Raw genomic sequence first — 24920 nt, 5'->3', positions numbered from 1 at the left:
CCTGCAACACCGTGAGGTAGGGTCATGAATCGCTATGTATCTGTTCTGGCACTGAGTGGGATCGTCGCGCTCGCAGGTTGCGTGCCTTCGACGCCCAAGCCCAATGACCCTTACTACGCTCCGGTGTTGCCGCGTACGCCGTTGCCGGCGGCCGCGAACAACGGCTCGATCTATCAGGCCGGTTTCGAACAGAACCTCTATAGCGACCGCAAGGCGTTCCGGATCGGTGACATCATCACCATCACCCTGAACGAAAGGACCCAGGCGAGTAAAAACGCCAACTCGCAGGTGGCCAAGAACAGCAAGACCGGCATCGGCCTGACCTCGCTGTTCGGCGGCAGTGCCACCACCAACAACCCGTTCGGTGATGGCGACCTGAGCCTGAGCGCCAGCTACGAAGGCGACCGCGCCACCAAGGGCGACAGCAAGGCGGCCCAAGGCAACACACTGACCGGCTCGATCACCGTGACCGTCGCCGATGTGTTGCCCAACGGCATCATCGCGGTGCGCGGCGAGAAGTGGATGACCCTCAATACCGGCGACGAGCTGGTACGGATTGCCGGCCTGGTTCGCGCCGATGACATCGCCACCGACAACACCGTGTCGTCGACCCGTGTGGCCGATGCGCGCATCACCTACTCGGGCACCGGTTCGTTTGCCGATGCGAGTCAGCCAGGCTGGTTCGACCGTTTCTTCCTCAGCCCGCTGTTCCCTTTCTAGGTGGTCAGTTTGAATCTTAAACACCTCATGGTGGCCGCCTTGATGCTGTCCGCCGCGTTCAACGCGCAGGCCGAACGCCTGAAGGATATCGCCAGCATTTCCGGCGTGCGTTCCAACCAGTTGATCGGTTATGGCCTGGTGGTCGGGCTCAACGGCACCGGCGACCAGACGACGCAAACCCCGTTCACCCTGCAGACCTTCAATAATATGCTCTCGCAGTTCGGCATCAAGGTGCCGCCGGGCTCGGGCAACGTGCAGCTGAAGAACGTCGCGGCGGTGTCGATCAGTGCCGATTTGCCGGCGTTCGCCAAGCCGGGTCAACAGGTCGACATCACCGTTTCGTCCATCGGTAACTCCAAGAGCTTGCGCGGCGGCACCTTGCTGCTGACGCCACTCAAAGGTATCGACGGCAACGTCTACGCGGTGGCCCAGGGCAACCTGGTGGTCGGCGGTTTCGATGCGGAAGGTCGCGACGGCTCGAAGATTACCGTCAACGTTCCGTCAGCCGGTCGCATCCCCGGTGGTGCATCGGTAGAGCGCGCGGTGCCGAGCGGTTTCAACCAGGGCAACAGCCTGACGCTGAACCTCAACCGCTCCGACTTCACCACCGCCAAGCGCATCGTCGACAAGATCAACGACATGCTCGGCCCTGGCGTGGCCCAGGCCATCGACGGTGGTTCGGTTCGCGTCACCGCGCCGCTCGATCCGAGCCAGCGGGTCGACTACCTGTCGATCCTGGAAAACCTCGAAATCGATCCAGGCCAGGCGGTGGCGAAAGTCATCATCAACTCCCGTACCGGCACCATCGTGATCGGCCAGAACGTCAAGGTTTCCCCGGCGGCCGTCACTCACGGCAGCTTGACCGTGACCATCACCGAAGACCCGATCGTCAGCCAGCCCGGCCCTCTGTCCAATGGCACCACGGCGGTCGTGCCACGTTCGAAGGTCAATGCCCAGCAGGAAGCCAAGCCGATGTTCAAGTTCGGCCCGGGCACCACCCTCGACGAGATCGTGCGGGCGGTGAACCAGGTCGGCGCGGCACCGGGTGACTTGATGGCGATCCTCGAAGCGCTGAAACAGGCCGGCGCGCTGCAAGCCGACCTGATCGTGATCTGAGGACGGCCATCGTGGATATGCGCAAGAGCGGTCTGGTCAGCAGCAGCGATTCGGGCTCCTATTCGGACTTGAATCGTCTGAATCAGCTCAAGGTCGGCGACAAGAACAGCGACGGCAACATGCGCAAGGTGGCGCAGGAGTTCGAGTCGCTGTTCCTCGGGGAAATGCTCAAGTCGATGCGCTCGGCCACCGAAGCATTGGGCCAGGACAATCCGATGAACACGCCGGCGGCCAAGCAGTACCAGGAAATGTACGACCAGCAACTGGCTGTTTCCATGTCCCGCGAAGGTGGCGGTATTGGCCTGGCGGACGTGTTGATGCGCCAGATGTCGAAGAACAAGCCAATGGCCCCGGGTGAAGCCGCCGCAGCGTCGCTGGCCAAGCAAGAGGCCGCGAAAGCTGCCGTGCAAACGCCGGTGGCGGCGGGCACGGTGGCAATCAATGGCCCTCTGTCGCGGGTCAATGGCCAGCGTCCGTTGTGGGCTTCGCGATCGGTCCATACGTCGCAAGAGGCGGGCGAGGGTACCCATCGCAATGACATGGCGCTGATCAATCAGCGACGCCTGGCGTTGCCGCCGAAGCTGGCTGACCGGCTGTTGGCGGGGCTGGTGCCTTCGGCGACGACCGCTGCCACCACGAGGCTCGACAAGACCGCGTTGCCGGAGCGCACCACGAGCACCGGTACGGGGCCGCTGTACAACGGCGACTGGCTGGCGAACGCGCAGCAGGCTTCCGCTGGCGGCATGCAGATTTACGGTCGCGCCATGGCGCAGATTCCTCTGGCGCCAGCGAAGAAAGCCTTCAGCTCCGCCGACCAGTTCGTCAACACCATGTTGCCGATGGCCAAGGAGGCCGCTGCCCGGATCGGTGTCGATCCACGTTACCTGGTAGCCCAGGCAGCCCTGGAAACCGGCTGGGGCAAGTCGGTCATGCGTGCCCAGGACGGCAGCAGCAGCCACAACCTGTTCGGCATCAAGGCCGGCAACAGCTGGCAGGGTAGTTCGGCGCGGGCGATCACCAGCGAATTCCGCAACGGGCAGATGGTCAAGGAGACGGCCGAGTTCCGTTCCTACGACTCCTACAAGGACAGTTTCCATGACCTTGTGACTTTGCTGCAGACCAATAATCGCTATCAAGATGTCGTGAAGTCGGCCGATAACCCAGAACAATTTGTACGCGAGTTGCAGAAGGCCGGTTACGCAACCGACCCGGACTACGCAAGCAAGATTTCGCAGATAGCCAAGCAGATGACGAGTTACCAGAACTACGCTGCGGCGGGCGTTTCCACCACGCCTTTATAGGCACAAGGATTAAGGTCTGAACCATGAGTTTGCTCAATATCGGGATGTCGGGTTTGTCCGCCAGTCACGCTTCCTTGGTGACTACCGGTAATAACATTTCCAACGTCGATACCGTCGGCTATTCGCGTCAGCAAACTGTTCAGGGCAGCAAAGGCTCTATTCAGAATGGCAATGTGTTCATCGGCACCGGTACGACCCTGGCGGATGTGCGTCGGGTCTATAACAGCTACCTTGATGCGCAATTGCAGACCACGACTTCGCTCAATGGTGACGCGCAGGCTTATCTGGGGCAGGCCACGCAAGTGGACAAGCTGCTGTCCGACAGCGGCACCGGTATTACCAAGACACTGCAGTCGTTCTTTTCGTCGCTGCAAACGCTGTCCGGCAACTCCAACGACAACGCTTCTCGTCAGGCCTTGTTGACCAATGCCCAGGGCCTGAGCAGTCGCTTCAATGCCATGTCCCAGCAGTTGAAGCAGCAGGGTTCGTACATCAACGATCAACTGGGCTCGATGGCCGAACAGGTCAACAAACTGGCGTCGACCGTCGCGGCCTACAACAAGAAAATTGGTGAAGTCAGTAGTTCGGGGGGGACGCCCAACGAACTGCTGGACCAGCGTAACGAAAGCATCCGTCAGCTCAACGAACTGGTCGGTACACAGGTCACCCAAACCGAAGGCCGACTGGATATCTATCTGGGCAGCGGCCAACCGCTGGTTGTCGGCGACACGGTCAATAAACTGCGTGTGACGGCGGACCCGGCCGATCCGACTCGTTCAACGGTCATCATGGATCGTGGTAGTTCGTCGATCGATATCACGGGTGTGTTGAGCGGCGGTCAGATGGGCGGATTGCTGCGCTATCGAACAGAAGTGCTGACGCCCGCGGTCAACAACCTGGGGCGTATCGCCATGGTTGTGGCCGATCAGGTCAACAAACAGCTGGGGCAGGGGCTGGATCAGAACGGTAACTTCGGTGCCGCACTGTTCAACAACATCAATAGCGCGACGGCCATCAGCCAGCGCAGCATTGCCAATGCCAACAACAATCCAGCGTCCGGCAATCTGAATGTCACCATCAAAGATGCCAGCAAGTTGCAAGCCAGTGATTATCAGGTCACGGTCACGGCGTCGGGCTACAACGTGCGTCGACTGTCGGATAACACCGACATGGGCAACTTCGCGTTCGCCACGCCGCCTGCCGCTGACCCGGTGATCGATGGTTTCAGCCTGAGCCTGAACAGCGGTTCGGTGGCCGTCGGTGACTCCTTCAAGGTTACGCCGACCCGTAGCGGTGCCGCAGACATGACCACGGTCATGACCGACGCCAAGACCCTGGCGACCGCTGCTCCTCTGACGTCGACCAAGGCCTCGGGCAATGCCGGTACTGGCGCTGTCAGCCAGCCGAGCCTGACCACCTCCCTGGACATCTATGATCCGGTGCAGCGCCTGGAAGTGCAGGCCGCAGTCAAGACTGCAATGCCGGTTCGCATGCTGATGACCAGTGCCACGGCCTATCAAGTATTCGACGCCAAGGGCAATAGCATCGGCACCGGCAACATCGTGCCTGGCCAGAACAACGACCTGAATATCGCAGTGCCTTACACCGATGCCGGCGGCAACGCCAAAACCTTCAATGTGGGGATGACCGTCAGCGGCAGCCCGGCTTCGGGGGACAGCTTCAACATCGCCATGACCGCTGCTGACAGTACCGACAACCGCAATGCCCAGGCCTTGCTCGGGCTGCAAACCAAGGCGACGGTTGGTGCGACTGCCACCAGTCCGGGCGTGAGTTTTACTGATGCGTATGGTGGCCTGGTCTCGACGGTCGGTTCCCAGGCCAAGCAAGCTCAACTGGATGGCACCGCCACTGACACCATTTTGACCGGGGCGCGAAATGCGCGTGACTCTGTGTCCGGTGTCGATCTCGATGAGGAGGCTGGCAACCTGACCAAGTTCCAGCAGTACTACACGGCCTCTTCGCAGATCATCAAGACTGCGCAGGAAATTTTCAGCACTCTGATCAATGCCCTTTAAGGAGCCGTAGAACATGCGAATTTCTACTGCGCAGTATTACGCCACGTCGGCGGCCAACTATTCCCGCAATCTCAATAACGTGATGAAGAGTGCGGAGCAGGCCAGTAGCGGCGTCAAGCTTGAGACCGCGTCGGATGACCCTGTTGGTGCGGCCCGTTTGCTGCAACTTGAGCAGCAAAAAGCCATGCTGGGTCAGTACACCACTAACATCAATGCACTGAACACCGCTCAGGCGCAGGAAGAAAGTGTGCTGGACAGTATCAACACCGTGCTGCAAAAGGTCAGCGAGTTGGCGGTGCGTGCCGGCGGTGCGTCGTTGAATGACGATGATCGCAGATCCATTGGTGAGGAAGTCGGTCAGGCCGAAGAACAGTTGCTGAACTTGATGAACAGCAAAGATGCTAACGGTAGATACATCTTTTCCGGTGCCAGCAGCAACACACAGCCCTTTCTGCGCAACAGTGACGGTACCTACAGTTATCAAGGTGATCAGACTCAACTAGAGCTGAAAATCGGTGACTCGATGTCACTGGGCCTTAACGACACTGGTTGGGACGTTTTCCAGCAGGCGGTCAACGCCGCTCGCAGTTCGACCACCATGACCGCGCCGGCCGTAGATGACGGGCGCGTGGCCTTGACTCAGGGGCTGGTAAGTTCCGGCCCTGCGTTCGATGCCAACTTCCGCAACGGTCAGCCATACACACTTTCATTCACCAGCAGTACACAGTTTGTAATTACCGATGCCGCCGGTAACGATGTAACTGCCGAGGCGAGTGGTGGCGGGAGTTTCGATCCGAATAACAAGGATGGTTCCGACATCAATTTCCGCGGAGTGTCCTTTGCGCTGGATATCTCGTTCCAGGCAAGTGACAACGCTGCAAATGCGGATGCGGTCATCGCCGGTCATAGTTTCCAGTTGGCGGCAAAGCCAGACAGTTTCGCCAGCACGCGTGCTCCGGGTAACACTTCAACGGTACAGATTGGCCAGGCTTCAGTGACCAACGCTGCCGATTACAAGAGCTTTTTCCCTGAAGGCGGAGCGGTCCTGAAGTTCACGGGACCAGGGACCTTTGAGTTGTACTCCCGCCCGTTGACCAGTAGCAGCACACCGGTAACTTCGGGGGCAGTGGTCGCTGGCGTGGCGACAGCTGCCGGTGTCAGCTTTACCCTCACCGGAGGCACCCCCCCAGCTACCCCGGCAGCAGGCGATCAATTCGATATCGCAGTCAACACGCACCAGACACAGAACGTACTTGATACCGTCAGTCAGCTTCGGCAGGCACTTGAGATACCGACTTCAGGTAATCCAGCGGCACAGCGCAATCTGGACAGCGTGATTGCGTCTTCAATTGCCAACCTGAGCAATGCCAAAAACCAGGTTGACCTGACGCGCGGTGCAATCGGTGCTCGGGGTAATGTGATGGATATGCAGAGTGATCAGATTCAGAGTACAGGCCTGATCAATGCGTCTTCACAGTCTTCCATCAAAGATACCGACCCTGCGGAAGTGCTGACCCGGCTGACCATGCAGCAAACCATGCTGCAGGCCGCGCAATTGGCATTCGCCAAGGTTTCCCAGTTGAGCCTGTTCAACAAGCTTTAAGTCGGTCTTGGCCGTCTGGAGCCAGCCCCTGTTATCGGGGGCTGGCTTTTTTTTGTTTTTTTTTCAGGCGTATACGGCACAGGGCGGGCGCGATCCCGACCATTAATTCAAATAAAGCAGCGATCTATGAGTGACCCGTCGGTCAAAACGGGCATCTTCACTGTATCCTGTCTGCGGGCGGTGACGGTGGCGGGCTGTTTGAGCCCCGACAATGCCTCCTCTGTGGGGTGGGCCCCGACTGTAGACGCCCTCGATTCAGCGAGCGGCGATGTTCAGCTGTTTATTATTGGGAAGCCATAATGATTGGCATAAAAAATATAGCGAGTTACGTGCCGGCAGCCGGGATTGATAATTACGCCCAGGGTGCAAAGTTCGACAAGGACGAAACCTTTATTCTTGGCAAGATCGGTTCTGCGTTTTTGCCGCGCATGGATGCCGATCAGGAAACTTCCGACCTGTGTGTCGAAGCAGCCAATGCGCTGTTCGCCGCCAGCCCCGAACTCAAGCGCGAGTCCATCGATTGCTTGATCGTCGTCACCCAGAATGGTGATGAGGAAGGCTTGCCGCACACCGCCGCGATCGTTCAGGACAAGCTGGGCTTGCCGACCCATGTCGCCGCGTTCGATATTTCTCTGGGCTGTTCCGGTTATGTCTATGGCATCTATGCGATCAAAGGCTTCATGGAAGCGGCAGGGCTGAAAAACGGCCTGCTGATCACCGCTGACCCTTATTCCAAGATTGTCGATCCGGAAGACCGCAATACCACCATGCTGTTCGGCGATGCCGCTACCGCCACCTGGATGGGCGAGAATGCTGTCTGGCAGTTGGGCAAATCGAAGTTCGGCACCGACGGTTCCGGCGCACCGCACCTGAAGGTCAGCGACGGTGTGTTCTTCATGAACGGTCGCCAGGTGTTCAACTTTGCGCTGTTGAAAGTCCCTGCGCATTTGCATGAGCTGCTGGACGAGTCCAATTTGCAGGCAGCCGATATCGATGCCTTCTGCATTCACCAGGGCAGTGCGGCCATCGTTGATGCTGTAGCGCGCCGCTTCGAAGAAGGTGAGCCGGAGAAGTTTGTCAAGGATATGCTCGAGACCGGCAATACGGTCTCCTCGAGTATTCCACTGCTGCTGCAGAATCATGTCTTCGACTCCAAGTGGACCCGAGTTGCCATCAGCGGCTTTGGCGTGGGCCTCTCGTGGGGTTCGGCGATTCTTTATCGCGGTTGATTGACTGACTCGACGCTACAAAAAAACAACGCCCGGAAATTTAAACTTCCGGGCGTTTTGCGTTTTTATGACGCCGACTTTCTGGCTCTAAAGCCTTGAAAATAAAGGGGCTGGCAAGCTGCCACTAAAAAATTCGAAAAAACCGCTCAAGCAAAGCCTCTTCACGACGATAACTATTACGTAGGTTCTCTAGGCCACACCAGGCGGTTGCCAGGGCCGGAAGCCGCAGTATCCATCCAACGAGGATTTCGTCATGGCTTTAACCGTAAACACCAACATTGCGTCGATCACTACCCAGGGCAACCTGAACAAAGCTGGCGGCGCCCTGGCTACCTCCATGCAGCGCCTGTCTTCCGGCCTGCGTATCAACAGCGCTAAAGACGACGCTGCCGGCCTGCAAATCGCTAACCGCCTGACCAGCCAAATCAACGGTCTGGGCCAAGCTGTCAAGAACGTGAACGACGGTATCTCCATCGCTCAAACCGCTGAAGGCGCAATGCAGGCTTCGACCGACATCCTGCAGAAAATGCGTACCCTGGCCCTGTCCTCGGCTACCGGCTCCCTGAGCGCCGACGACCGTAAGTCGAACAACGACGAATACCAGGCTCTGACTTCGGAACTGACCCGTATTTCGCAAACCACTACTTTCGGCGGCCAGAAACTGCTGGACGGTTCGTACGGTACCAAGGCTATTCAAGTTGGTGCGAACGCCAACGAAACCATCAACATCAGCCTGGAAAACGTAGCGGCCAACAAGATTGGTTCGCAGCAAATCAAGAGCTCTGCGGTAACTCCAGCTGCTTTGGGTCTTGCTGCCGGTGACATCACCGTTACTGGTAACGGCCAGACCAAAAGTGTTTCTTACCTCGCTGGCGCCTCTGCCAAGGACATCGCTGCCCAGTTGAACGGTGCAGTGGGTGGCCTGACTGCCACTGCGAGCACTGAGGTTAAATTCTCTGTCGCTGCTGCAGCAGCAACCACTCCGGCAAACTTCTCCCTGGCTGTGGGCAACGGTAGCGCCGTCAAGTTTGTCGGCGTGACAGACACCGCCAGCCTGGCCGATCAGTTGAAGTCCAACTCCGCCAAGCTGGGCATCAGCGTCAACTATGACGAAGTCAACGGCACTCTGGAAGTGAAGTCCGACTCGGGCGAAAACCTGGTGTTCTCGGGTACCGATGCTGGTGCACAGGCCGCAATTGGTGTTGATGTTAAAGATGGTGCTGGTGCCTATGCCGGTACCTCTACTCCAATCCTCGACACAATGGTTGTAACCGGTCAGATCTCTCTGGATTCCGCCAAAGGTTACTCCCTGGGTGCTGGTGCTGCGGACGGTGTTACTCAACTGTTCGGTGCTGCAACTGTGTCGTCGACCAAAACCGCTATTTCCGACACCGACGTCACCGACGCTACCAACGCGCAAAACGCTCTGGCAGTTATCGACAAGGCTATCGGCACCATCGACGGCGTTCGCTCGGGTCTGGGTGCTACCCAAAACCGTCTGACCACCACAGCCGACAACCTGCAGAACATCCAGAAGAACTCCACCGCTGCTCGTTCGACCGTGCAGGACGTGGACTTCGCTGCTGAAACTGCAGAGCTGACCAAGCAACAAACTCTGCAATCGGCTTCGACTGCCATCCTGTCGCAAGCTAACCAACTGCCATCCGCTGTGCTGAAGCTGCTTCAGTAATTTCAGCGTTTGGTAATTGACGGAAGGGCGCGTTTACGTGCCCTTTTGTCTTTTCCGTAATGAGGAGGTTGGACATGGATATGAGCATCAAGTTGAACCAGTCTTATCCATCGGTTGTGCCGCAAAACCCGCCAGCAGCCATTGAGCCGGCCAGCCGAACCAAAGTTGAGGCTATTGCGCCGGTGGCAACGGAACCGAAGCGTGATGAGCTGGAAAAGGCTGTTACTGATATTCGCGAATTTGTACAAGCGAGTCAGCGCAAGCTGGATTTTTCCATTGATGATTCTACTGGACGGGTTGTGGTCAAAGTCATCGCCACCGAAAGTGGTGATGTGATTCGCCAGATCCCTTCGGAAACTGCATTAAAACTGGCGCAAAGCCTGAGCCAAGCCAGCCACTTGTTGTTTGATGACAAAGTTTAAGCTGGCATGAATTTTGTTGCTGTCTGCGTTTGAGGCGCCATTCGCCAAGAAAGCGGCGGCCACTGCATAAGGAGAAAGACGATGGCGGGTTCAACGGTTAGTGGTATCGGCTCGAATATCGATACCCAGGCGATTGTTAAGTCTCTGGTTGACGCGGAAAAAGTGCCCAAGCAGACGCAGATCAACACTCAGACGTTGAAAGCAACTACCACGCTGTCGTCCCTCGGCAAGATCCAGGCGGCTCTGGATGCCTTCCGCGGCGCTTTGGCAAACATGGGTGCGGATAACAGTTTCCGCGGCATGATTACCTCATCCTCGGATGAAAAGGTCGCCACCATGACGGCGGGCAATGGTGCCTCTACGGGCAGTTTTGCGTTGGTAGTGACGCAGTTGGCGAGCGCCTCGAAGCTGTCGACCAGTACTTTTGCGGGCGGTACTTCGTCGGTGGTGAACAGTGGTTCGACGCCGACAACCTTGACGATTACGCAGTCGGGTAAAAACTATGACTTGAGTGTTCCGGCAGGGGCAACGCTGCAACAAGTGCGGGACTCAATCAATTCGCAATTTTCCACGTCCGGATTGAGTGCAAACATCCTGACGGATGCTACGGGTTCGCGGCTGGTGCTGACCTCTACGACCATGGGGGTGGGCTCGGATCTGACGCTATCGGGTAGCTCTGGTCTTGACGTTGGTGCAACAGTTATCGATCAGCCGAAAAACGCCTTGTACAGCATTGATGGCATTGATATGCAGTCCAAGACCAACACGATTGCCGAAGCGGTCAGTGGTGTGAGCATCAAGTTGTTGTCGGTTTCACCGACAGCTACCGGCGCACCCAAACCGACACCGACCACCATTTCAGTGGCTACCAGCAACTCGGCATTGAAGTCGGGTGTCAAAGGTTTTGTCGATACCTACAATGCTTTGGTGAAGGCAATAAGTGCCGAGACCAAAGTCACGATAGGGGCAGACGGTAATCCGGTTGCTGGTGCATTGACCGGTGATGCCTCGATGCGCACCCTGATGAGTTCGTTGCGCAATGAGTTGAACTCGATGTCCGGCACGGGCACATTCAAATCAATCGCTCAATTCGGTATCAGTACGGATTCGACCACGGGTCTGCTGGTCATAGACGATAAGAAGTGGGACAAAGCGGTCGCGACCAATGCGGCGGACATCACCAGTATTTTCAATGGTGACAAAGGATTGCTGGCGCGCATGACCACCGCTACGGATGGCATTGCAAAAGCCACTACCGGCGCGCTGGCTGAGCGTTCCAAATCCTTGACCGAAAGCCTGAACGATCTGAAGAAACAGCAAGACACTCTGGATGAGCGCATGACGCTTCTGCAGTCCAGTCTTTCGGCCAAATACAATGCCATGGACTCCCTGGTAGCCAAGCTTCGCGCTCAAAGCGACAGCATCATGACCACGCTCAATGCCTTGAACAATCCGAAGTCCGATAACTGACTCGGTTCAGGCATAAAAAGCCCAGGCAGTCTGCAATGACGGTGTCTGGGTTTTTTCATTGGTGATGGGCTGCATTAAAGTTATGTGTCGATCAGTCGACATAAAGACCAGAGCCTTCCCTTTTTCAGTAGTTGTCTGTCACGAGGTAGAACCATGAACCCCATGAGAGCCCTTCGCCAATATCAGAAGGTCAATTCCCATGCCCAGATCTCTGAAGCCAGCCCACATCGGCTGGTGCAAATGCTGATGGAGGGTGGCCTGGACCGGATGGCTCAAGCCAAGGGCGCTCTAGAGCGTGGCGATATTGCGCATAAGGGGTTGATGCTGGGCAAGGCCACAGACATCCTCATCGGGCTCCGCGACGGTCTGAATCCGGAGAAAACCGAGGATCCCGCATCTGTCCAGCAGCTTGATAGCTTGTATGCCTACATGACGAATCGCTTGATGGAAGCGAACACAAGTAACGATACCGCGATCATCGACGAAGTATCGGGTTTGCTCGAAACCCTGAAAAGCGGTTGGGACGCAATTGCCAATCAATAGGCCTGCGGGTCTGAGGATGACGTCATGAGTCAAGCACTGCAGCGGATTGAAGAAACGCGCGAAGCTTTGGTCGATGCCCTGGCGGAGAGAAACTGGGAGGCCATTGGCGAGTTGGACGCAGCCTGTCGCGAATGCGTCGACGAAGTGCTCAGCGAAGTGCCGATCGACGAAGAGGCGCTGCGGGCTAATCTGGAAGGGTTGCTGGCCGTTTACAAAGAGCTGTTGAGCGCAACCACGGTCGAGCGTCAGGCGATAGTCGATGAGATGTCGCAGATCAATCAAGCGCGCAACGCGGCAAAGGTTTACCATCTGTTTGGTTAATTAACCCTAAGTTAATCCAGACATGTGCGCCATAAATTTGACTGTGCACGGTTTTTTGACTTAACTAGTGGCTGGTTCCAGATTTCAGTCGTCTTCAGGCATAACGTGTCTGCAAGCGTCTAGCTTGCCCCAGCATTTTGGGCATTGAGTTGACTAGGGAAGTTGCTATTGCATGTGGCGTGAAACCAAAATTCTGCTGATTGATGACGATAGCGTCCGCCGCCGCGACCTGGCGGTGATTTTAAATTTTCTCGGTGAAGAAAATTTACCCTGCGGTAGCCATGACTGGCAGCAGGCTGTCGGCTCTTTGTCGTCAAGTCGTGAAGTAATCTGCGTCCTCATCGGGACGGTCAATGCTCCTGGTGCACTTCTGGGCTTGCTAAAGACACTCTCGACCTGGGATGAGTTCCTTCCGGTTTTGTTAATGGGCGATAATTCTTCCATTGACCTGCCGGAAGACCAGCGTCGTCGGGTACTTTCGACCCTCGAAATGCCGCCCAGCTACAGCAAGTTGCTCGATTCGCTGCACCGTGCCCAGGTCTATCGCGAGATGTACGACCAGGCCCGCGAGCGCGGTCGTCATCGCGAACCCAATCTTTTCCGCAGTCTTGTCGGCACCAGCCGGGCGATCCAACACGTCCGCCAGATGATGCAGCAAGTCGCCGACACCGATGCCAGCGTGCTGATCCTCGGTGAGTCCGGCACCGGCAAGGAAGTGGTTGCGCGCAACCTGCATTACCATTCCAAGCGCCGCGAAGCGCCGTTCGTGCCGGTCAACTGCGGGGCGATCCCGGCCGAGTTGCTGGAAAGTGAATTGTTCGGTCATGAGAAGGGCGCCTTCACCGGGGCGATCACCAGCCGTGCCGGTCGATTCGAGCTGGCCAATGGCGGCACCCTGTTCCTTGATGAAATCGGCGACATGCCGCTGCCAATGCAGGTCAAGTTGCTGCGCGTGTTGCAGGAACGCACCTTCGAGCGCGTGGGCAGCAACAAGACCCAGAGCGTCGACGTGCGCATCATTGCGGCGACCCACAAGAATCTCGAAAGCATGATCGAGATCGGCACCTTCCGCGAAGACCTGTACTACCGCCTGAATGTGTTCCCGATCGAAATGGCGCCGCTGCGTGAGCGTGTCGAGGACATTCCGCTGCTGATGAACGAGCTGATCTCGCGCATGGAGCACGAGAAGCGCGGTTCGATCCGTTTCAACTCGGCGGCGATCATGTCGCTGTGCCGGCATGGCTGGCCAGGCAACGTCCGCGAACTGGCCAACCTGGTGGAGCGCATGGCGATCATGCATCCATACGGGGTGATCGGCGTGATCGAACTGCCGAAGAAATTCCGCTACGTCGACGATGAAGACGAGCAACTGGTCGACAGTCTGCGCAGCGATCTGGAAGAACGCGTGGCCATCAACGGACATACGCAGGACTTCACGGCCAACGCCATGTTGCCGCCGGAGGGCCTGGACCTGAAGGACTACCTCGGTGGTCTGGAGCAAGGGTTGATTCAGCAGGCGCTGGATGATGCCAATGGCATTGTGGCGCGCGCGGCCGAGCGCCTGCGCATTCGTCGTACCACGCTGGTGGAGAAGATGCGCAAGTACGGCATGAGCCGTCGTGATGGGGATGAACAGGCGGATGATTGACGCCTGTTTTTCAATCCATTCATTTATAACAAGTTTTTTTTAGGCACGGGTATTGCTACATCCCTCGCAACGTTCCGTTTCACTGACGGTCAGCCAAGCGAGAGAGCACAATGCCCCAAGCCGCCCAGATGTCACCTGTCCCTGATGCAAGCGGACAACCGTCGTCCGTAGAACAGGCGAGTCGGCTGGGTCTTGAGCAGGCATTCGCGCTGTTCAATCAGATGTCCAGTCAGTTGACCGACTCCTACAGCATGCTTGAAGCCCGGGTGACCGAGCTCAAGGGTGAACTGGCGGTGGTCAGCGCCCAGCGCATGCAGGAGCTGGCGGAAAAAGAACGCCTGGCCAACCGTCTGCAAAACCTCCTCGATCTGTTACCTGGCGGTGTCATCGTCATTGATGCCCAGGGCATCGTGCGCGAAGCCAATCCGGCGGCGTGCGAGTTGCTGGGGCTGCCGCTGGAAGGTGAGTTGTGGCGTCACGTCATTGCCCGCAGTTTTGCCCCGCGCGAAGACGATGGTCATGAAGTCTCCCTCAAGGATGGCCGGCGTCTGTCGATCGCCACGCGCTCGCTGGACGCCGAGCCCGGCCAGTTGGTGTTGCTCAATGACCTGACTGAAACCCGCCATCTGCAGGATCAGCTGGCTCGGCATGAGCGTCTGTCGTCGCTGGGGCGCATGGTCGCTTCGTTGGCTCATCAGATACGCACGCCGTTGTCCGCCGCGTTGCTGTACGCCAGTCATCTGACCGAGCAAGAGCTGCCAGTCGCTACCCAGCAGCGCTTTGCCGGGCGCCTCAAGGAGCGCCTGCACGAGCTCGAACACCAGGTTCGGGACATGCTGGTATTTGCTCGTGGCGAGTTGCCGCTGACCGACCGCGTAACCCCGGGCCAACTGATGCAATCGCTGCAGGCAGCCGCGCTGACCCACGTGCAGGATCTGCCGATCCGCTGGCAGTGCGACAGTCATTCGGGGGAGTTGCTGTGCAATCGCGACACCCTGGTGGGCGCGATCCTCAACCTGATCGAAAACGCCATTCAGGCCAGTGCCGGTCAATTGCGTCTGAAGATTCACCTCTATACCCGCGGCAACGACCTGCGCCTGTGCGTCAGTGACAGTGGCTCGGGTATCGGTGCCGCCGTCCTGGCGCGATTGGGCGAGCCCTTTTTCACCACCAAGACCACCGGCACCGGTCTTGGTTTGACCGTGGTCAAAGCCGTGGCGCGTGCTCATCAGGGAGAATTGCACCTGCGTTCGCGGCTCGGTCGCGGCACTTGCGCGCAGGTGATCCTGCCGCTGTTCAGCAGCGCTCAGGGAACGGAGTGAGACAAATGGGTATCAAGGTTTTATTGGTCGAGGATGACCGCGCGTTGCGCGAGGCACTGGCGGATACGCTGTTGCTCGCGGGGCACGATTACACGGCGGTGGGTTCAGCGGAGGAGGCCCTGGCTGCTGTCGGTGGCGAGGCCTTCAGCCTGGTGATCAGCGACGTCAACATGCCGGGCATGGACGGCCACCAGTTGCTGGGGCTGTTGCGAGCGCGGCAGCCGCAATTGCCGGTGTTGCTGATGACGGCTCACGGTGCGGTCGAGCGTGCGGTCGATGCGATGCGCCAAGGGGCGGCGGATTACCTGGTCAAGCCATTCGAGCCCAAGGCGTTGCTTGATCTGGTGGCACGTCATGCCCAGGGCAATCTCGGCCCGACCGAGAGCGAGGGGCCGGTTGCGTTCGAGCCAGCGAGCGCGCAGCTGCTCGAATTGGCGGCGCGGGTCGCGCGCAGCGATTCCACGGTGCTGATTTCGGGCGAGTCGGGCACGGGCAAGGAAGTGCTGGCACGTTACATCCATCAGTATTCTCATCGCGCCAGTCAGCCGTTCATTGCGATCAACTGCGCGGCGATCCCGGACAACATGCTCGAAGCGACCTTGTTTGGTCACGAGAAGGGCTCCTTCACCGGCGCCATTGCCGCGCAAGCCGGCAAGTTCGAGCAGGCCGACGGCGGCACCATTCTGCTCGATGAAATTTCCGAAATGCCTTTAGGGCTCCAGGCCAAACTGCTGCGCGTGCTGCAAGAGCGCGAGGTCGAAAGGGTTGGGGCGCGCAAACCGATCACCCTGGATATTCGTGTGGTCGCGACCACCAATCGCGACCTGGCGGGTGAGGTGGCGGCGGGGCGCTTCCGCGAGGATCTGTATTATCGCCTGTCGGTGTTTCCCCTGGCCTGGCGTCCGCTGCGCGAGCGCACCGCCGACATCCTGCCGCTGGCCGAGCGTCTGCTGGCCAAGTACGTCAATAAAATGAAGCATTCGGCTGCCAGGCTGTCGCCCGAGGCCCAGGCGTGCCTGATCGGTTACCCGTGGCCAGGCAACGTGCGTGAGCTGGACAACGCAATCCAGCGTGCGCTGATTCTGCAACAGGGTGGCTTGATCCAGCCGCAGGACTTCTGCCTGGCCGGGCCGGTGGCCTGCGCTCCATTGCCTGCGTTGGCTGTGGCGCCAGTGCGTGCTGTGGAAATCGAGTCCGAATCGGCCGGTGCGCTGGGTGATGACCTGCGTCGCCGTGAGTTCCAGATGATCGTCGATACCCTGCGCGCCGAGCGCGGTCGCCGCAAAGAGGCGGCCGAGCGCCTGGGGATCAGCCCGCGAACCCTGCGCTACAAGCTGGCGCAGATGCGCGACGCCGGCATGGATGTGGAAGCGTATCTGTTCGCCACCTGATCCTGATCGTGTCCCTGTAGGAGCGAGCCCTGCTCGCGATGGGCGTGAACGATAACGCTGGGAACCTGACACCCCGCGGTGTTCTCGGGTTCATCGCGAGCAGGCTCGCTCCTACAGGGGGCGGCGGCGATGGGAAGGGCTTTTGTGAGAAAGGCCACGGAGCTGGCACCCTTGTTGCTAACACCTCATTACCCGCCGAGTGAGCGTCAAAAAATTGCGGGCCGCCAACGAGAGTAGATCATGAGCCAAGGTATTGAATTCAATCGGTTGATGCTGGATATGCGCGCCATGCAAATGGATGCCATGTCTGCGCCGAAATCGACTGCCGTCCCTGAAGTGGCGGGCAGCAGCTTTTCTGACATGCTCGGCCAGGCCGTCAATAAAGTGAACGACACCCAACAGGCTTCCACTCAGTTGGCCAGCGCCTTCGAAATCGGCAAGAGCGGTGTCGACCTCACGGACGTGATGATCTCCTCGCAGAAGGCCAGCGTGTCGTTCCAGGCATTGACCCAGGTGCGCAACAAGCTGGTTCAGGCCTACCAAGACATCATGCAGATGCCGGTTTAAAGGACGAGATTGAGTCATGGCAGAAGCAGTCGCCGATAATGTTCCGGCCAAGGCCACCCCGGTAGACGGTAAACCGCCGTTGTTCGGGTTGTCCTTTCTGGAAAACCTCTCCGAGATGACCATGTTGCGTCAGGTGGGCCTGTTGGTCGGCCTGGCTGCGAGCGTGGCGATTGGTTTTGCCGTGGTGTTGTGGTCCCAGCAGCCGGACTACCGGCCTCTGTACGGCAGCCTTGCCGGCATGGACGCCAAGCAGGTCATGGATACCCTGGCCGCCGCCGATATTGCTTACACCGTTGAACCGAACTCCGGTGCCTTGCTGGTCAAGGCTGAAGATTTGTCCCGTGCGCGGCTCAAGCTCGCGGGCGCTGGTGTCACTCCCAGCGACGGCAACATCGGTTTTGAAATCCTCGACAAGGAACAGGGGCTCGGCACCAGCCAGTTCATGGAAGCGACCCGCTATCGTCGCGGCCTCGAAGGCGAACTGGCCCGCACCATTTCCAGCCTGAACAACGTCAAGGGTGCCCGCGTGCACCTGGCGATCCCGAAGAGTTCGGTGTTCGTGCGCGACGAGCGCAAGCCGAGCGCTTCGGTTCTGGTTGAACTCTATTCCGGCCGCTCCCTCGAGCCAGGCCAGGTCGTGGCCATCATCAACCTGGTGGCGACCAGCGTTCCCGAACTCAGCAAGTCGCAGATCACCGTCGTCGACCAGAAAGGCAACCTGCTCTCGGATCAGGCGGAAAACTCCGAACTGACCATGGCCGGCAAGCAGTTCGACTACAGCCGTCGCATGGAAAGCATGCTCACCCAGCGCGTGCACAACATCCTGCAGCCGGTACTGGGCAACGACCGTTACAAGGCCGAAGTCTCGGCCGATGTGGATTTCAGTGCGGTCGAGTCGACTTCCGAGCAATTCAACCCGGATCAGCCGGCGTTGCGCAGCGAACAGTCGGTCAACGAACAGCGTACCGCCAGCAATGGCCCGCAAGGTGTGCCGGGTGCGTTGAGCAACCAGCCGCCGTCGCCAGCCTCCGCGCCGCAGACCACTGGTGGCGCCACCGCGTCGGCGGGCATGGTGCAGCCAGGCCAGCCGCTGATCGATGCCAACGGCCAGCAAATCATGGACCCGGCCACCGGCCAGCCGATGCTCGCGCCGTATCCTGCGGACAAGCGTCAACAGTCGACCAAGAACTTCGAGCTCGACCGTTCCATCAGCCATACCAAGCAGCAGCAGGGTCGTTTGAATCGCCTGTCGGTGTCGGTCGTGGTCGATGATCAGGTCAAGATCAACCCGGCCAACGGCGAAACCACCCGTGCGCCATGGAGCGCCGATGAACTGGCGCGCTTCACGCGCCTGGTACAGGACGCGGTCGGCTTCGACGCCAGCCGTGGCGACAGTGTCAGCGTGATCAACATGCCGTTCTCCGCCGAGCGCGGCGAAGTGATTGCCGATATTCCGTTCTACTCCCAGCCGTGGTTCTGGGACGTCGTCAAGCAAGTGCTGGGGGTGCTGTTCATCCTGGTGCTGGTGTTCGGTGTGCTGCGTCCGGTGCTCAACAACATCACCGGTGGCGGCAAGGGCAAGCAGCTGGCCGGTATTGGCAGCGACGTCGAGTTGGGTGGCATGGGCGGCCTGGATGGCGAGTTGGCCAACGACCGCGTCAGCCTCGGCGGCCCGACCAGCATCCTGTTGCCGAGCCCGAGCGAAGGCTATGACGCACAGTTGAACGCAATCAAGAGTCTGGTGGCCGAAGATCCGGGTCGTGTGGCCCAGGTCGTGAAAGAGTGGATTAACGCAGATGAGTGATAACCGAGCCGTTGCCGCCAAACTGTCCAAGGTCGACAAAGCCGCAATCCTGCTGTTGTCCCTGGGCTCCACCGACGCTGCCCAAGTGCTGCGTCACATGGGCCCCAAAGAGGTTCAGCGCGTGGGTGTGGCCATGGCCCAGATGGGTAATGTGCACCGCGAGCAGGTCGAGCAGGTGATGAGCGAGTTCGTCGACATCGTCGGCGACCAGACCAGCCTGGGCGTCGGCTCCGACGACTATGTGCGCAAGATGCTCACCCAGGCCCTGGGTGAGGACAAGGCCAATGGCCTGATCGACCGCATCCTGCTCGGTGGCAACACCAGCGGCCTCGACAGCCTGAAGTGGATGGAGCCGCGCGCCGTTGCCGACGTGATCCGTTACGAGCACCCGCAGATCCAGGCGATCGTGGTGGCGTATCTCGATCCGGACCAGGCCGGTGAAGTGCTCGGCAACTTCGACCACAAGGTGCGACTGGACATCATCCTGCGCGTGTCCTCGCTGAACACTGTACAGCCAGCGGCCCTGAAAGAGCTCAACCAGATTCTCGAGAAGCAGTTCTCCGGCAACTCGAATGCCTCGCGCACCACCCTGGGTGGCATCAAGCGCGCGGCGGACATCATGAACTTCCTCGACAGCTCGATCGAAGGCCAGCTCATGGACTCGATCCGCGAAGTCGACGAAGACCTGTCCGGTCAGATCGAAGACCTCATGTTCGTGTTCAACAACCTGGCCGATGTCGACGACCGCGGGATCCAGGCCCTGTTGCGCGAAGTGTCCTCCGATGTATTGGTGCTGGCCCTCAAGGGGTCGGACGAAGGCGTCAAGGAGAAGATCTTCAAGAACATGTCCAAGCGTGCGGCCGAACTGTTGCGCGACGACCTGGAAGCCAAGGGCCCGGTGCGCGTCAGCGACGTGGAAACCGCGCAGAAGGAAATCCTCACCATTGCCCGCCGTATGGCCGAAGCCGGAGAAATCGTTCTCGGCGGCAAGGGCGGCGAGGAAATGATCTAACACCATGGTCAACAATGATGATGCACCCACTGACCTGATCCGGGCCAGGGATGTCAGTGGCTTCGAGTCCTGGGCGCTGCCCAGCTTCGATCCGCCGGCACCCGAGCCTGAACCTGAGCCGGAACCCGAACCGCCGGAAATGCAGGAAGTGCCGCTGGAAGAAGTCCAGCCACTGACGCTCGAAGAACTCGAAAGCATTCGCCAGGAAGCCTACAACGAAGGTTTCGCGGTGGGCGAGAAGGAAGGTTTCCACAGCACCACGCTCAAGGTCCGCCAGGAAGCCGAAGTAGCCCTGACGGCCAAGATCGGGGCGCTGGAGCAATTGATGGGCCACCTGTTCGAGCCTATCGCCGAGCAGGACACCCTGATCGAAAAGTCCCTGGTCGACCTCGTGCAACACATCACCAGGCAGGTGATCCAGCGCGAACTGGCCATCGACTCGACGCAGATCGAACATGTCATGCGCGATGCCCTCAAGCTCCTGCCGTTGGGCGTGGGCAATGTGCGGCTGTACATCAATCCGCAGGACTTCGAACAGGTCAAAGCCCTGCGCGAACGCCATGAAGAAACCTGGCGTATCGTCGAGGACGAAGCGTTGTTGCCGGGTGGTTGCCGGGTCGAGACCGAACACAGTCGCATCGATGCCACGGTCGAAACCCGCGTCGCGCGGGTCATGGACAAGCTGTTCGACCAGTTGCACGAGCAGGCCTTGCACCCGGCCGCGCCGGACCTGAGCCTGGAACTGCCGATCGAGAGCAAGCCTGCGACCGCGCCGGAACCGGATGCACCTGATGCGCCTTGAACGCACCAGCTTCGCCAAGCGCCTGGGCAGCTATGCCGAGGCCACGGAGCTTGCCGGCGCGCCGATCCTTGAAGGCCGCCTGCTACGCATGGTCGGCCTGACCCTCGAAGCCGAAGGCCTGCGCGCCGCCATGGGCAGCCGCTGCATGGTCATCAACGACGACAGCTATCACCCGGTGCAAGTTGAAGCCGAAGTGATGGGCTTCTCTGGCAGCAAGGTCTTTCTGATGCCCGTCGGCAGCGTCGCCGGCATCGCCCCCGGCGCCCGCGTGGTGCCCTTGGCCGATACCGGTCGCCTGCCCATGGGCATGAGCATGCTCGGGCGGGTGCTCGATGGTGCCGGTCGTGCCCTGGATGGCAAGGGCGGGATGAAAGCCGAAGACTGGGTGCCGATGGACGGCCCGACCATCAACCCGCTCAAGCGCGAACCGATCAGCGAGCCGCTGGACGTGGGCATCCGTTGCATCAACGGCATGTTGACGGTCGGCCGTGGCCAGCGGCTCGGGCTGTTTGCCGGTACCGGTGTCGGTAAATCCGTGCTGTTGGGCATGATGACCCGCTTCACCGAGGCCGACATCATCGTCGTCGGGCTGATCGGTGAGCGGGGTCGTGAAGTTAAAGAGTTCATCGAGCACATCCTCGGTGAAGAAGGGCTCAAGCGTTCAGTGGTCGTGGCGTCCCCGGCGGACGATGCACCGCTGATGCGTCTGCGTGCGGCCATGTATTGCACGCGCATCGCCGAGTATTTCCGCGATAAGGGCAAGAACGTCCTGTTGCTGATGGATTCGCTGACCCGTTTCGCCCAGGCCCAGCGGGAAATCGCCCTGGCCATTGGCGAGCCGCCGGCGACCAAGGGCTATCCGCCGTCGGTGTTCGCCAAGCTGCCGAAACTGGTGGAGCGGGCTGGTAACGCGGAGAAGGGCGGTGGTTCGATCACCGCGTTCTACACCGTGCTGTCCGAAGGCGATGACCAGCAGGACCCGATTGCCGACTCGGCGCGAGGCGTGCTCGACGGGCACATCGTGCTGTCCCGGCGCCTGGCCGAAGAGGGGCATTACCCGGCCATCGATATCGAAGCGTCCATCAGCCGGGTGATGCCGGCGGTGGTGTCGCCGGAACACATGGTCCGTGCGCAGTACTTCAAGCAGTTGTGGTCGCGATATCAGCAGAGCCGCGACCTGATCAGCGTTGGCGCCTATGTCGCCGGCGGCGATCGCGAAACCGACCTGGCGATTTCCCTGCAACCGCAACTGGTCAAATACCTGCGCCAGGGCCTCAACGACAGCATCAGCCTGGGCGAAAGCGAAGCGTATCTCGCCTCGATCTTCGCGCCCGCGACGGGCGGTTAAGCGCTCATGGCGCAGACTCGGGCAGGGCGGCTGGCGCCGGTGGTGGAAATGGCTGAAAAGGCCGAAAAAACCGCAGTCCAGCGCCTGGGGCACTTTCAAGGGCAGGTGCGTCTGGCGGAAAGCAAGCTCGCTGACCTTGAAGCCTTCCGCCTCGACTATCAGGAACAATGGATCGTGCGCGGCAGCGGCGGCGTCTCGGGCCAATGGTTGCTGGGCTATCAGGGCTTTCTCGCGCAACTGGGCACGGCCATTGACCAGCAGCGGCAAAGCCTGGCCTGGCACCAGAACAACCTGAACAAGGCTCGGGAAACCTGGCAGCAGGCGTTTGCCCGGGTCGAAGGTTTGCGCAAGCTGGTTCAGCGCTATGCCGACGAGGCCCGGGCGCTTGAAGACCGGCGTGAACAGAAATTGCTGGATGAATTGTCCCAGCGCTTGCCGCGTGAGAACCCCTATTGAGCGTGCTTTCAAAAAACCGGCTGGCTTGCCGCCATCCCCTCCTGATGCTAAACCTTCTAGACGTGTTCCAAAGACAAGGAAGCCATTAAATGTCAGTCGTTTCAGAAGTGTCCCAGGACGGGCAAAAGCTGACGATCTCGATCAAGGGTCGTTTCGACTTCGCCAAGCATCAGGAATTTCGTCAGTCCTACGAAGATAAACAGCTATCGGCGGTTGTGGTCGACCTGAAGGAGGCCACTTACCTCGACAGCTCGGCCCTGGGCATGCTGCTTTTGCTGCGCGATCACGCCGGTGGCGACGACTCCGATGTGCGCGTCGTCAACAGCAGTACCGACGTGCGTAAAATCCTCGCCATCTCCAACTTCGACAAGCTGTTCGACATCAGTTGATTGCCATGCAGCCACTGGAGCCGCTGACGATCCTGATTGCCGAGGACAGCGCCGCCGATCGCCTGCTGTTGTCGAGCATCTTGCGCCGCCAGGGGCACGAAGTGCTGACGGCGGCCAACGGTGCCGAAGCGGTCGAGGTGTTTGGCCAGCAACAACCGCACCTGGTGTTGATGGATGCGCTGATGCCGGTCATGGATGGCTTCGAGGCGGCCCGACAGATCAAGGCCCTGGCCGGGGAAACCCTGGTGCCGATCATCTTCCTCACGTCATTGTCCGAAAGCGAAGCCCTGGCCCGCTGCCTGGAAGTCGGCGGTGACGACTTTCTGGCAAAGCCCTACAACCAGGTGATTCTCGCGGCCAAGATCAAGGCGATGGATCGCTTGCGGCGCTTGCAGGACACGGTGCTGCAACAGCGTGACCAGATCGCCCGGCACCACGACTACCTGCTGAACGAACAGCGCGTGGCCAAGGCCGTTTTCGACAAGGTGGCGCACTCCGGCTGCCTGAATGCCGCTGCGAATATCCGTTATCTGCAATCGCCCTATGCGCTGTTCAACGGCGACCTGTTGCTGGCCGCGTTCACCCCGGCCGGAGACATGCACGTGCTGCTGGGCGACTTCACCGGCCACGGTCTGCCGGCGGCGGTGGGCGCCATGCCCCTGGCCGAAGTCTTCTACGGGATGACCGCCAAGGGCTATGGCCTGGCGGAAACCCTGCGCGAGATGAATGCCAAGCTCAAGCGCATCCTGCCGGTGGACATGTTCTGCTGTGCCACGTTGCTGTGCCTGAGTTCTCAGCGCCGTTCGGTGGAAGTCTGGAACGGCGGCATGCCCGACGGTTACCTGCATCGCATTGCCAGCGGGGAGCGAACGCCTCTGCCAGCGCGGCACTTGCCTTTGGGGGTGCTGAGCCCGGAATCCTTCGATGACCGTACCGACGTGTACCCCATGGCCCTCGGCGATCGGGTGTTTCTCCTGTCCGATGGCGTGATCGATACCTGCGACGCCAACGATCAGTTGTTCGGCGTGCAGCGGTTACAGCAGGTGTTTGCCGCCAATCGTCAGCCAGATGCACTGTTTGAAGAGATTGAACAAGCGTTGCGACAGTTTGGCGGAGAGGCGCGTGACGATGTCAGCATGGTCGAAATCAGCCTGCTGCAGACGGCCCAGATCACTCCGCCGGCGTTGGTCTACTCCGACAGTGGGCAGTCCTGCCCGCTGGACTGGTCGGTGAGTTTCGAATTTCGCGCCGCCACGCTCAAGCGTTTCAATCCGTTGCCCTATCTGTTGCAGTTGCTGCTTGAGGTCCATGGCCTTCGGGCTCAGAGCGGTGCGCTCTATAGTGTGCTGGCGGAACTCTATTCCAATGCGCTGGAGCATGGCGTGCTGGGGCTGGATTCGAGTCTCAAGCGCGATGCGTCGGGGTTTGCGCGGTATTATCACGAGCGCAATACCCGGCTCGGCGAACTGCAGGATGGTTTTGTACGGGTACATTTGCAGGTGGCGCCGACAGATGGCGGCGGTTGCCTGACCATTCATATCGAAGACAGCGGCAAGGGATTCGATGTCGAGCGAGTGATGGCAAGGCCGTTGGATGACATCCGCCTGTCGGGACGAGGGGTCAGTCTGATCCGCCAGTTGGGGCGCAATGCCCGCTGGACCGACGAGGGTCGAAGTGCACGCGTGGAGTTTACCTGGGAGGCTCTGGCATAATCCGCGCATTCTTGATCA

General features: G+C 59.5%; 22 protein-coding genes. All 22 read left to right on the top strand.

Translation table 11 applies throughout. From position 1 onward, the window contains the following. Nucleotides 1–24 precede the first annotated feature (24 nt). Entirely contained in the window at nucleotides 25–720 is a 696-nt protein-coding gene (flgH, locus tag KGA88_RS12160) for a flagellar basal body L-ring protein FlgH (protein ID WP_110661585.1), read from the top strand. A gap of 27 nt (nucleotides 721–747) precedes the next feature. Beyond that, nucleotides 748–1836 (top strand): flagellar basal body P-ring protein FlgI, encoded by a 1089-nt coding sequence (locus KGA88_RS12155; RefSeq protein WP_110661583.1) that lies wholly within the window; start codon nucleotides 748–750, stop codon nucleotides 1834–1836. A gap of 11 nt (nucleotides 1837–1847) precedes the next feature. Then, a complete protein-coding gene (gene flgJ / locus KGA88_RS12150) occupies nucleotides 1848–3137 on the top strand; it encodes a flagellar assembly peptidoglycan hydrolase FlgJ (protein ID WP_223591248.1) in 1290 nt (429 codons plus the stop codon). 23 nt (nucleotides 3138–3160) lie between these two features. After that, nucleotides 3161–5173 carry a flagellar hook-associated protein FlgK gene (gene flgK / locus KGA88_RS12145; protein ID WP_223591246.1) on the top strand — a complete coding sequence of 671 codons (2013 nt, stop codon included), beginning with the start codon at nucleotides 3161–3163 and terminating at the stop codon, nucleotides 5171–5173. 13 nt (nucleotides 5174–5186) lie between these two features. Then, nucleotides 5187–6776 (top strand): flagellar hook-associated protein 3, encoded by a 1590-nt coding sequence (locus tag KGA88_RS12140; RefSeq protein ID WP_110659836.1) that lies wholly within the window; start codon nucleotides 5187–5189, stop codon nucleotides 6774–6776. A gap of 299 nt (nucleotides 6777–7075) precedes the next feature. Beyond that, the gene (locus tag KGA88_RS12135) at nucleotides 7076–8005 is read left to right on the top strand and encodes a ketoacyl-ACP synthase III (protein ID WP_110659837.1); all 930 of its coding nucleotides are present in this window, start codon (nucleotides 7076–7078) and stop codon (nucleotides 8003–8005) included. Between the two features lie 253 nt (nucleotides 8006–8258). Continuing rightward, nucleotides 8259–9695, top strand: coding sequence for a flagellin (locus KGA88_RS12130; RefSeq protein ID WP_110659838.1), 1437 nt, complete (start codon nucleotides 8259–8261; stop codon nucleotides 9693–9695). Nucleotides 9696–9769: 74 nt separating this feature from the next. Further along, nucleotides 9770–10117: a flagellar protein FlaG gene (locus tag KGA88_RS12125; protein ID WP_110659839.1), complete on the top strand. Its 348-nt coding sequence runs from the start codon at nucleotides 9770–9772 to the stop codon at nucleotides 10115–10117. A gap of 81 nt (nucleotides 10118–10198) precedes the next feature. Beyond that, nucleotides 10199–11587, top strand: coding sequence for a flagellar filament capping protein FliD (gene fliD / locus KGA88_RS12120; RefSeq protein WP_110659840.1), 1389 nt, complete (start codon nucleotides 10199–10201; stop codon nucleotides 11585–11587). 153 nt (nucleotides 11588–11740) lie between these two features. Continuing rightward, nucleotides 11741–12130: a flagellar export chaperone FliS gene (fliS, locus tag KGA88_RS12115; protein WP_110659841.1), complete on the top strand. Its 390-nt coding sequence runs from the start codon at nucleotides 11741–11743 to the stop codon at nucleotides 12128–12130. Between the two features lie 24 nt (nucleotides 12131–12154). Then, entirely contained in the window at nucleotides 12155–12451 is a 297-nt protein-coding gene (gene fliT / locus KGA88_RS12110; protein WP_110659842.1) for a flagellar protein FliT, read from the top strand. Nucleotides 12452–12623: 172 nt separating this feature from the next. After that, entirely contained in the window at nucleotides 12624–14099 is a 1476-nt protein-coding gene (locus tag KGA88_RS12105; protein ID WP_110659843.1) for a sigma-54 dependent transcriptional regulator, read from the top strand. A gap of 128 nt (nucleotides 14100–14227) precedes the next feature. Then, entirely contained in the window at nucleotides 14228–15421 is a 1194-nt protein-coding gene (locus KGA88_RS12100; RefSeq protein WP_223591501.1) for a sensor histidine kinase, read from the top strand. Nucleotides 15422–15426: 5 nt separating this feature from the next. Continuing rightward, nucleotides 15427–16812, top strand: a complete 1386-nt coding sequence (locus tag KGA88_RS12095; RefSeq protein WP_223591244.1) for a sigma-54-dependent transcriptional regulator — start codon at nucleotides 15427–15429, stop codon at nucleotides 16810–16812. Nucleotides 16813–17052: 240 nt separating this feature from the next. Then, entirely contained in the window at nucleotides 17053–17379 is a 327-nt protein-coding gene (fliE, locus tag KGA88_RS12090; protein ID WP_008021337.1) for a flagellar hook-basal body complex protein FliE, read from the top strand. Between the two features lie 16 nt (nucleotides 17380–17395). Continuing rightward, nucleotides 17396–19183, top strand: coding sequence for a flagellar basal-body MS-ring/collar protein FliF (gene fliF / locus KGA88_RS12085; RefSeq protein ID WP_110659556.1), 1788 nt, complete (start codon nucleotides 17396–17398; stop codon nucleotides 19181–19183). After that, nucleotides 19176–20195: a flagellar motor switch protein FliG gene (fliG, locus tag KGA88_RS12080; RefSeq protein ID WP_007983391.1), complete on the top strand. Its 1020-nt coding sequence runs from the start codon at nucleotides 19176–19178 to the stop codon at nucleotides 20193–20195. The genes fliF and fliG overlap by 8 nt, the downstream gene beginning before the upstream one ends. A 4-nt stretch (nucleotides 20196–20199) precedes the next feature. Beyond that, entirely contained in the window at nucleotides 20200–20997 is a 798-nt protein-coding gene (fliH, locus tag KGA88_RS12075) for a flagellar assembly protein FliH (RefSeq protein WP_223591242.1), read from the top strand. Beyond that, entirely contained in the window at nucleotides 20987–22345 is a 1359-nt protein-coding gene (fliI, locus tag KGA88_RS12070) for a flagellar protein export ATPase FliI (RefSeq protein ID WP_110659558.1), read from the top strand. Before fliH ends, fliI begins: the two co-directional genes overlap by 11 nt. 6 nt (nucleotides 22346–22351) lie before the next feature. Further along, on the top strand, nucleotides 22352–22801 hold the full coding sequence (fliJ, locus tag KGA88_RS12065) for a flagellar export protein FliJ (RefSeq protein ID WP_110659559.1): 450 nt from the start codon (nucleotides 22352–22354) through the stop codon (nucleotides 22799–22801). Between the two features lie 89 nt (nucleotides 22802–22890). After that, a complete protein-coding gene (locus KGA88_RS12060) occupies nucleotides 22891–23190 on the top strand; it encodes an STAS domain-containing protein (RefSeq protein WP_110659560.1) in 300 nt (99 codons plus the stop codon). Nucleotides 23191–23195: 5 nt separating this feature from the next. Next, nucleotides 23196–24902 carry a fused response regulator/phosphatase gene (locus KGA88_RS12055; protein ID WP_223591232.1) on the top strand — a complete coding sequence of 569 codons (1707 nt, stop codon included), beginning with the start codon at nucleotides 23196–23198 and terminating at the stop codon, nucleotides 24900–24902. Nucleotides 24903–24920: the final 18 nt, after the last annotated feature.

This window comes from Pseudomonas sp. A-R-19 (assembly GCF_019956575.1).
Classification (GTDB): Bacteria; Pseudomonadota; Gammaproteobacteria; order Pseudomonadales; family Pseudomonadaceae; genus Aquipseudomonas.
Note: the sequence above shows the minus strand (reverse complement) of the source record. Positions and strands in the feature narration are given on the sequence as shown.

What these genes read in the sequence shown, in the direction of transcription:
- fliD (WP_110659840.1), top strand. Translation starts at nt 10,199, where the DNA reads ATGGCGGGTTCAACGGTTAGTGGTATCGGCTCGAATATCGATACCCAG.
- KGA88_RS12130 (WP_110659838.1), top strand. Translation starts at nt 8,259, where the DNA reads ATGGCTTTAACCGTAAACACCAACATTGCGTCGATCACTACCCAGGGC.
- fliE (WP_008021337.1), top strand. Translation starts at nt 17,053, where the DNA reads ATGAGCCAAGGTATTGAATTCAATCGGTTGATGCTGGATATGCGCGCC.
- flgH (WP_110661585.1), top strand. Translation starts at nt 25, where the DNA reads ATGAATCGCTATGTATCTGTTCTGGCACTGAGTGGGATCGTCGCGCTC.
- fliG (WP_007983391.1), top strand. Translation starts at nt 19,176, where the DNA reads ATGAGTGATAACCGAGCCGTTGCCGCCAAACTGTCCAAGGTCGACAAA.
- fliF (WP_110659556.1), top strand. Translation starts at nt 17,396, where the DNA reads ATGGCAGAAGCAGTCGCCGATAATGTTCCGGCCAAGGCCACCCCGGTA.
- KGA88_RS12125 (WP_110659839.1), top strand. Translation starts at nt 9,770, where the DNA reads ATGGATATGAGCATCAAGTTGAACCAGTCTTATCCATCGGTTGTGCCG.
- KGA88_RS12105 (WP_110659843.1), top strand. Translation starts at nt 12,624, where the DNA reads ATGTGGCGTGAAACCAAAATTCTGCTGATTGATGACGATAGCGTCCGC.
- KGA88_RS12055 (WP_223591232.1), top strand. Translation starts at nt 23,196, where the DNA reads ATGCAGCCACTGGAGCCGCTGACGATCCTGATTGCCGAGGACAGCGCC.
- KGA88_RS12140 (WP_110659836.1), top strand. Translation starts at nt 5,187, where the DNA reads ATGCGAATTTCTACTGCGCAGTATTACGCCACGTCGGCGGCCAACTAT.
- KGA88_RS12135 (WP_110659837.1), top strand. Translation starts at nt 7,076, where the DNA reads ATGATTGGCATAAAAAATATAGCGAGTTACGTGCCGGCAGCCGGGATT.
- KGA88_RS12095 (WP_223591244.1), top strand. Translation starts at nt 15,427, where the DNA reads ATGGGTATCAAGGTTTTATTGGTCGAGGATGACCGCGCGTTGCGCGAG.
- fliJ (WP_110659559.1), top strand. Translation starts at nt 22,352, where the DNA reads ATGGCGCAGACTCGGGCAGGGCGGCTGGCGCCGGTGGTGGAAATGGCT.
- KGA88_RS12060 (WP_110659560.1), top strand. Translation starts at nt 22,891, where the DNA reads ATGTCAGTCGTTTCAGAAGTGTCCCAGGACGGGCAAAAGCTGACGATC.
- fliS (WP_110659841.1), top strand. Translation starts at nt 11,741, where the DNA reads ATGAACCCCATGAGAGCCCTTCGCCAATATCAGAAGGTCAATTCCCAT.
- fliH (WP_223591242.1), top strand. Translation starts at nt 20,200, where the DNA reads ATGGTCAACAATGATGATGCACCCACTGACCTGATCCGGGCCAGGGAT.
- flgK (WP_223591246.1), top strand. Translation starts at nt 3,161, where the DNA reads ATGAGTTTGCTCAATATCGGGATGTCGGGTTTGTCCGCCAGTCACGCT.
- fliT (WP_110659842.1), top strand. Translation starts at nt 12,155, where the DNA reads ATGAGTCAAGCACTGCAGCGGATTGAAGAAACGCGCGAAGCTTTGGTC.
- KGA88_RS12100 (WP_223591501.1), top strand. Translation starts at nt 14,228, where the DNA reads ATGTCACCTGTCCCTGATGCAAGCGGACAACCGTCGTCCGTAGAACAG.
- KGA88_RS12155 (WP_110661583.1), top strand. Translation starts at nt 748, where the DNA reads ATGGTGGCCGCCTTGATGCTGTCCGCCGCGTTCAACGCGCAGGCCGAA.
- fliI (WP_110659558.1), top strand. Translation starts at nt 20,987, where the DNA reads ATGCGCCTTGAACGCACCAGCTTCGCCAAGCGCCTGGGCAGCTATGCC.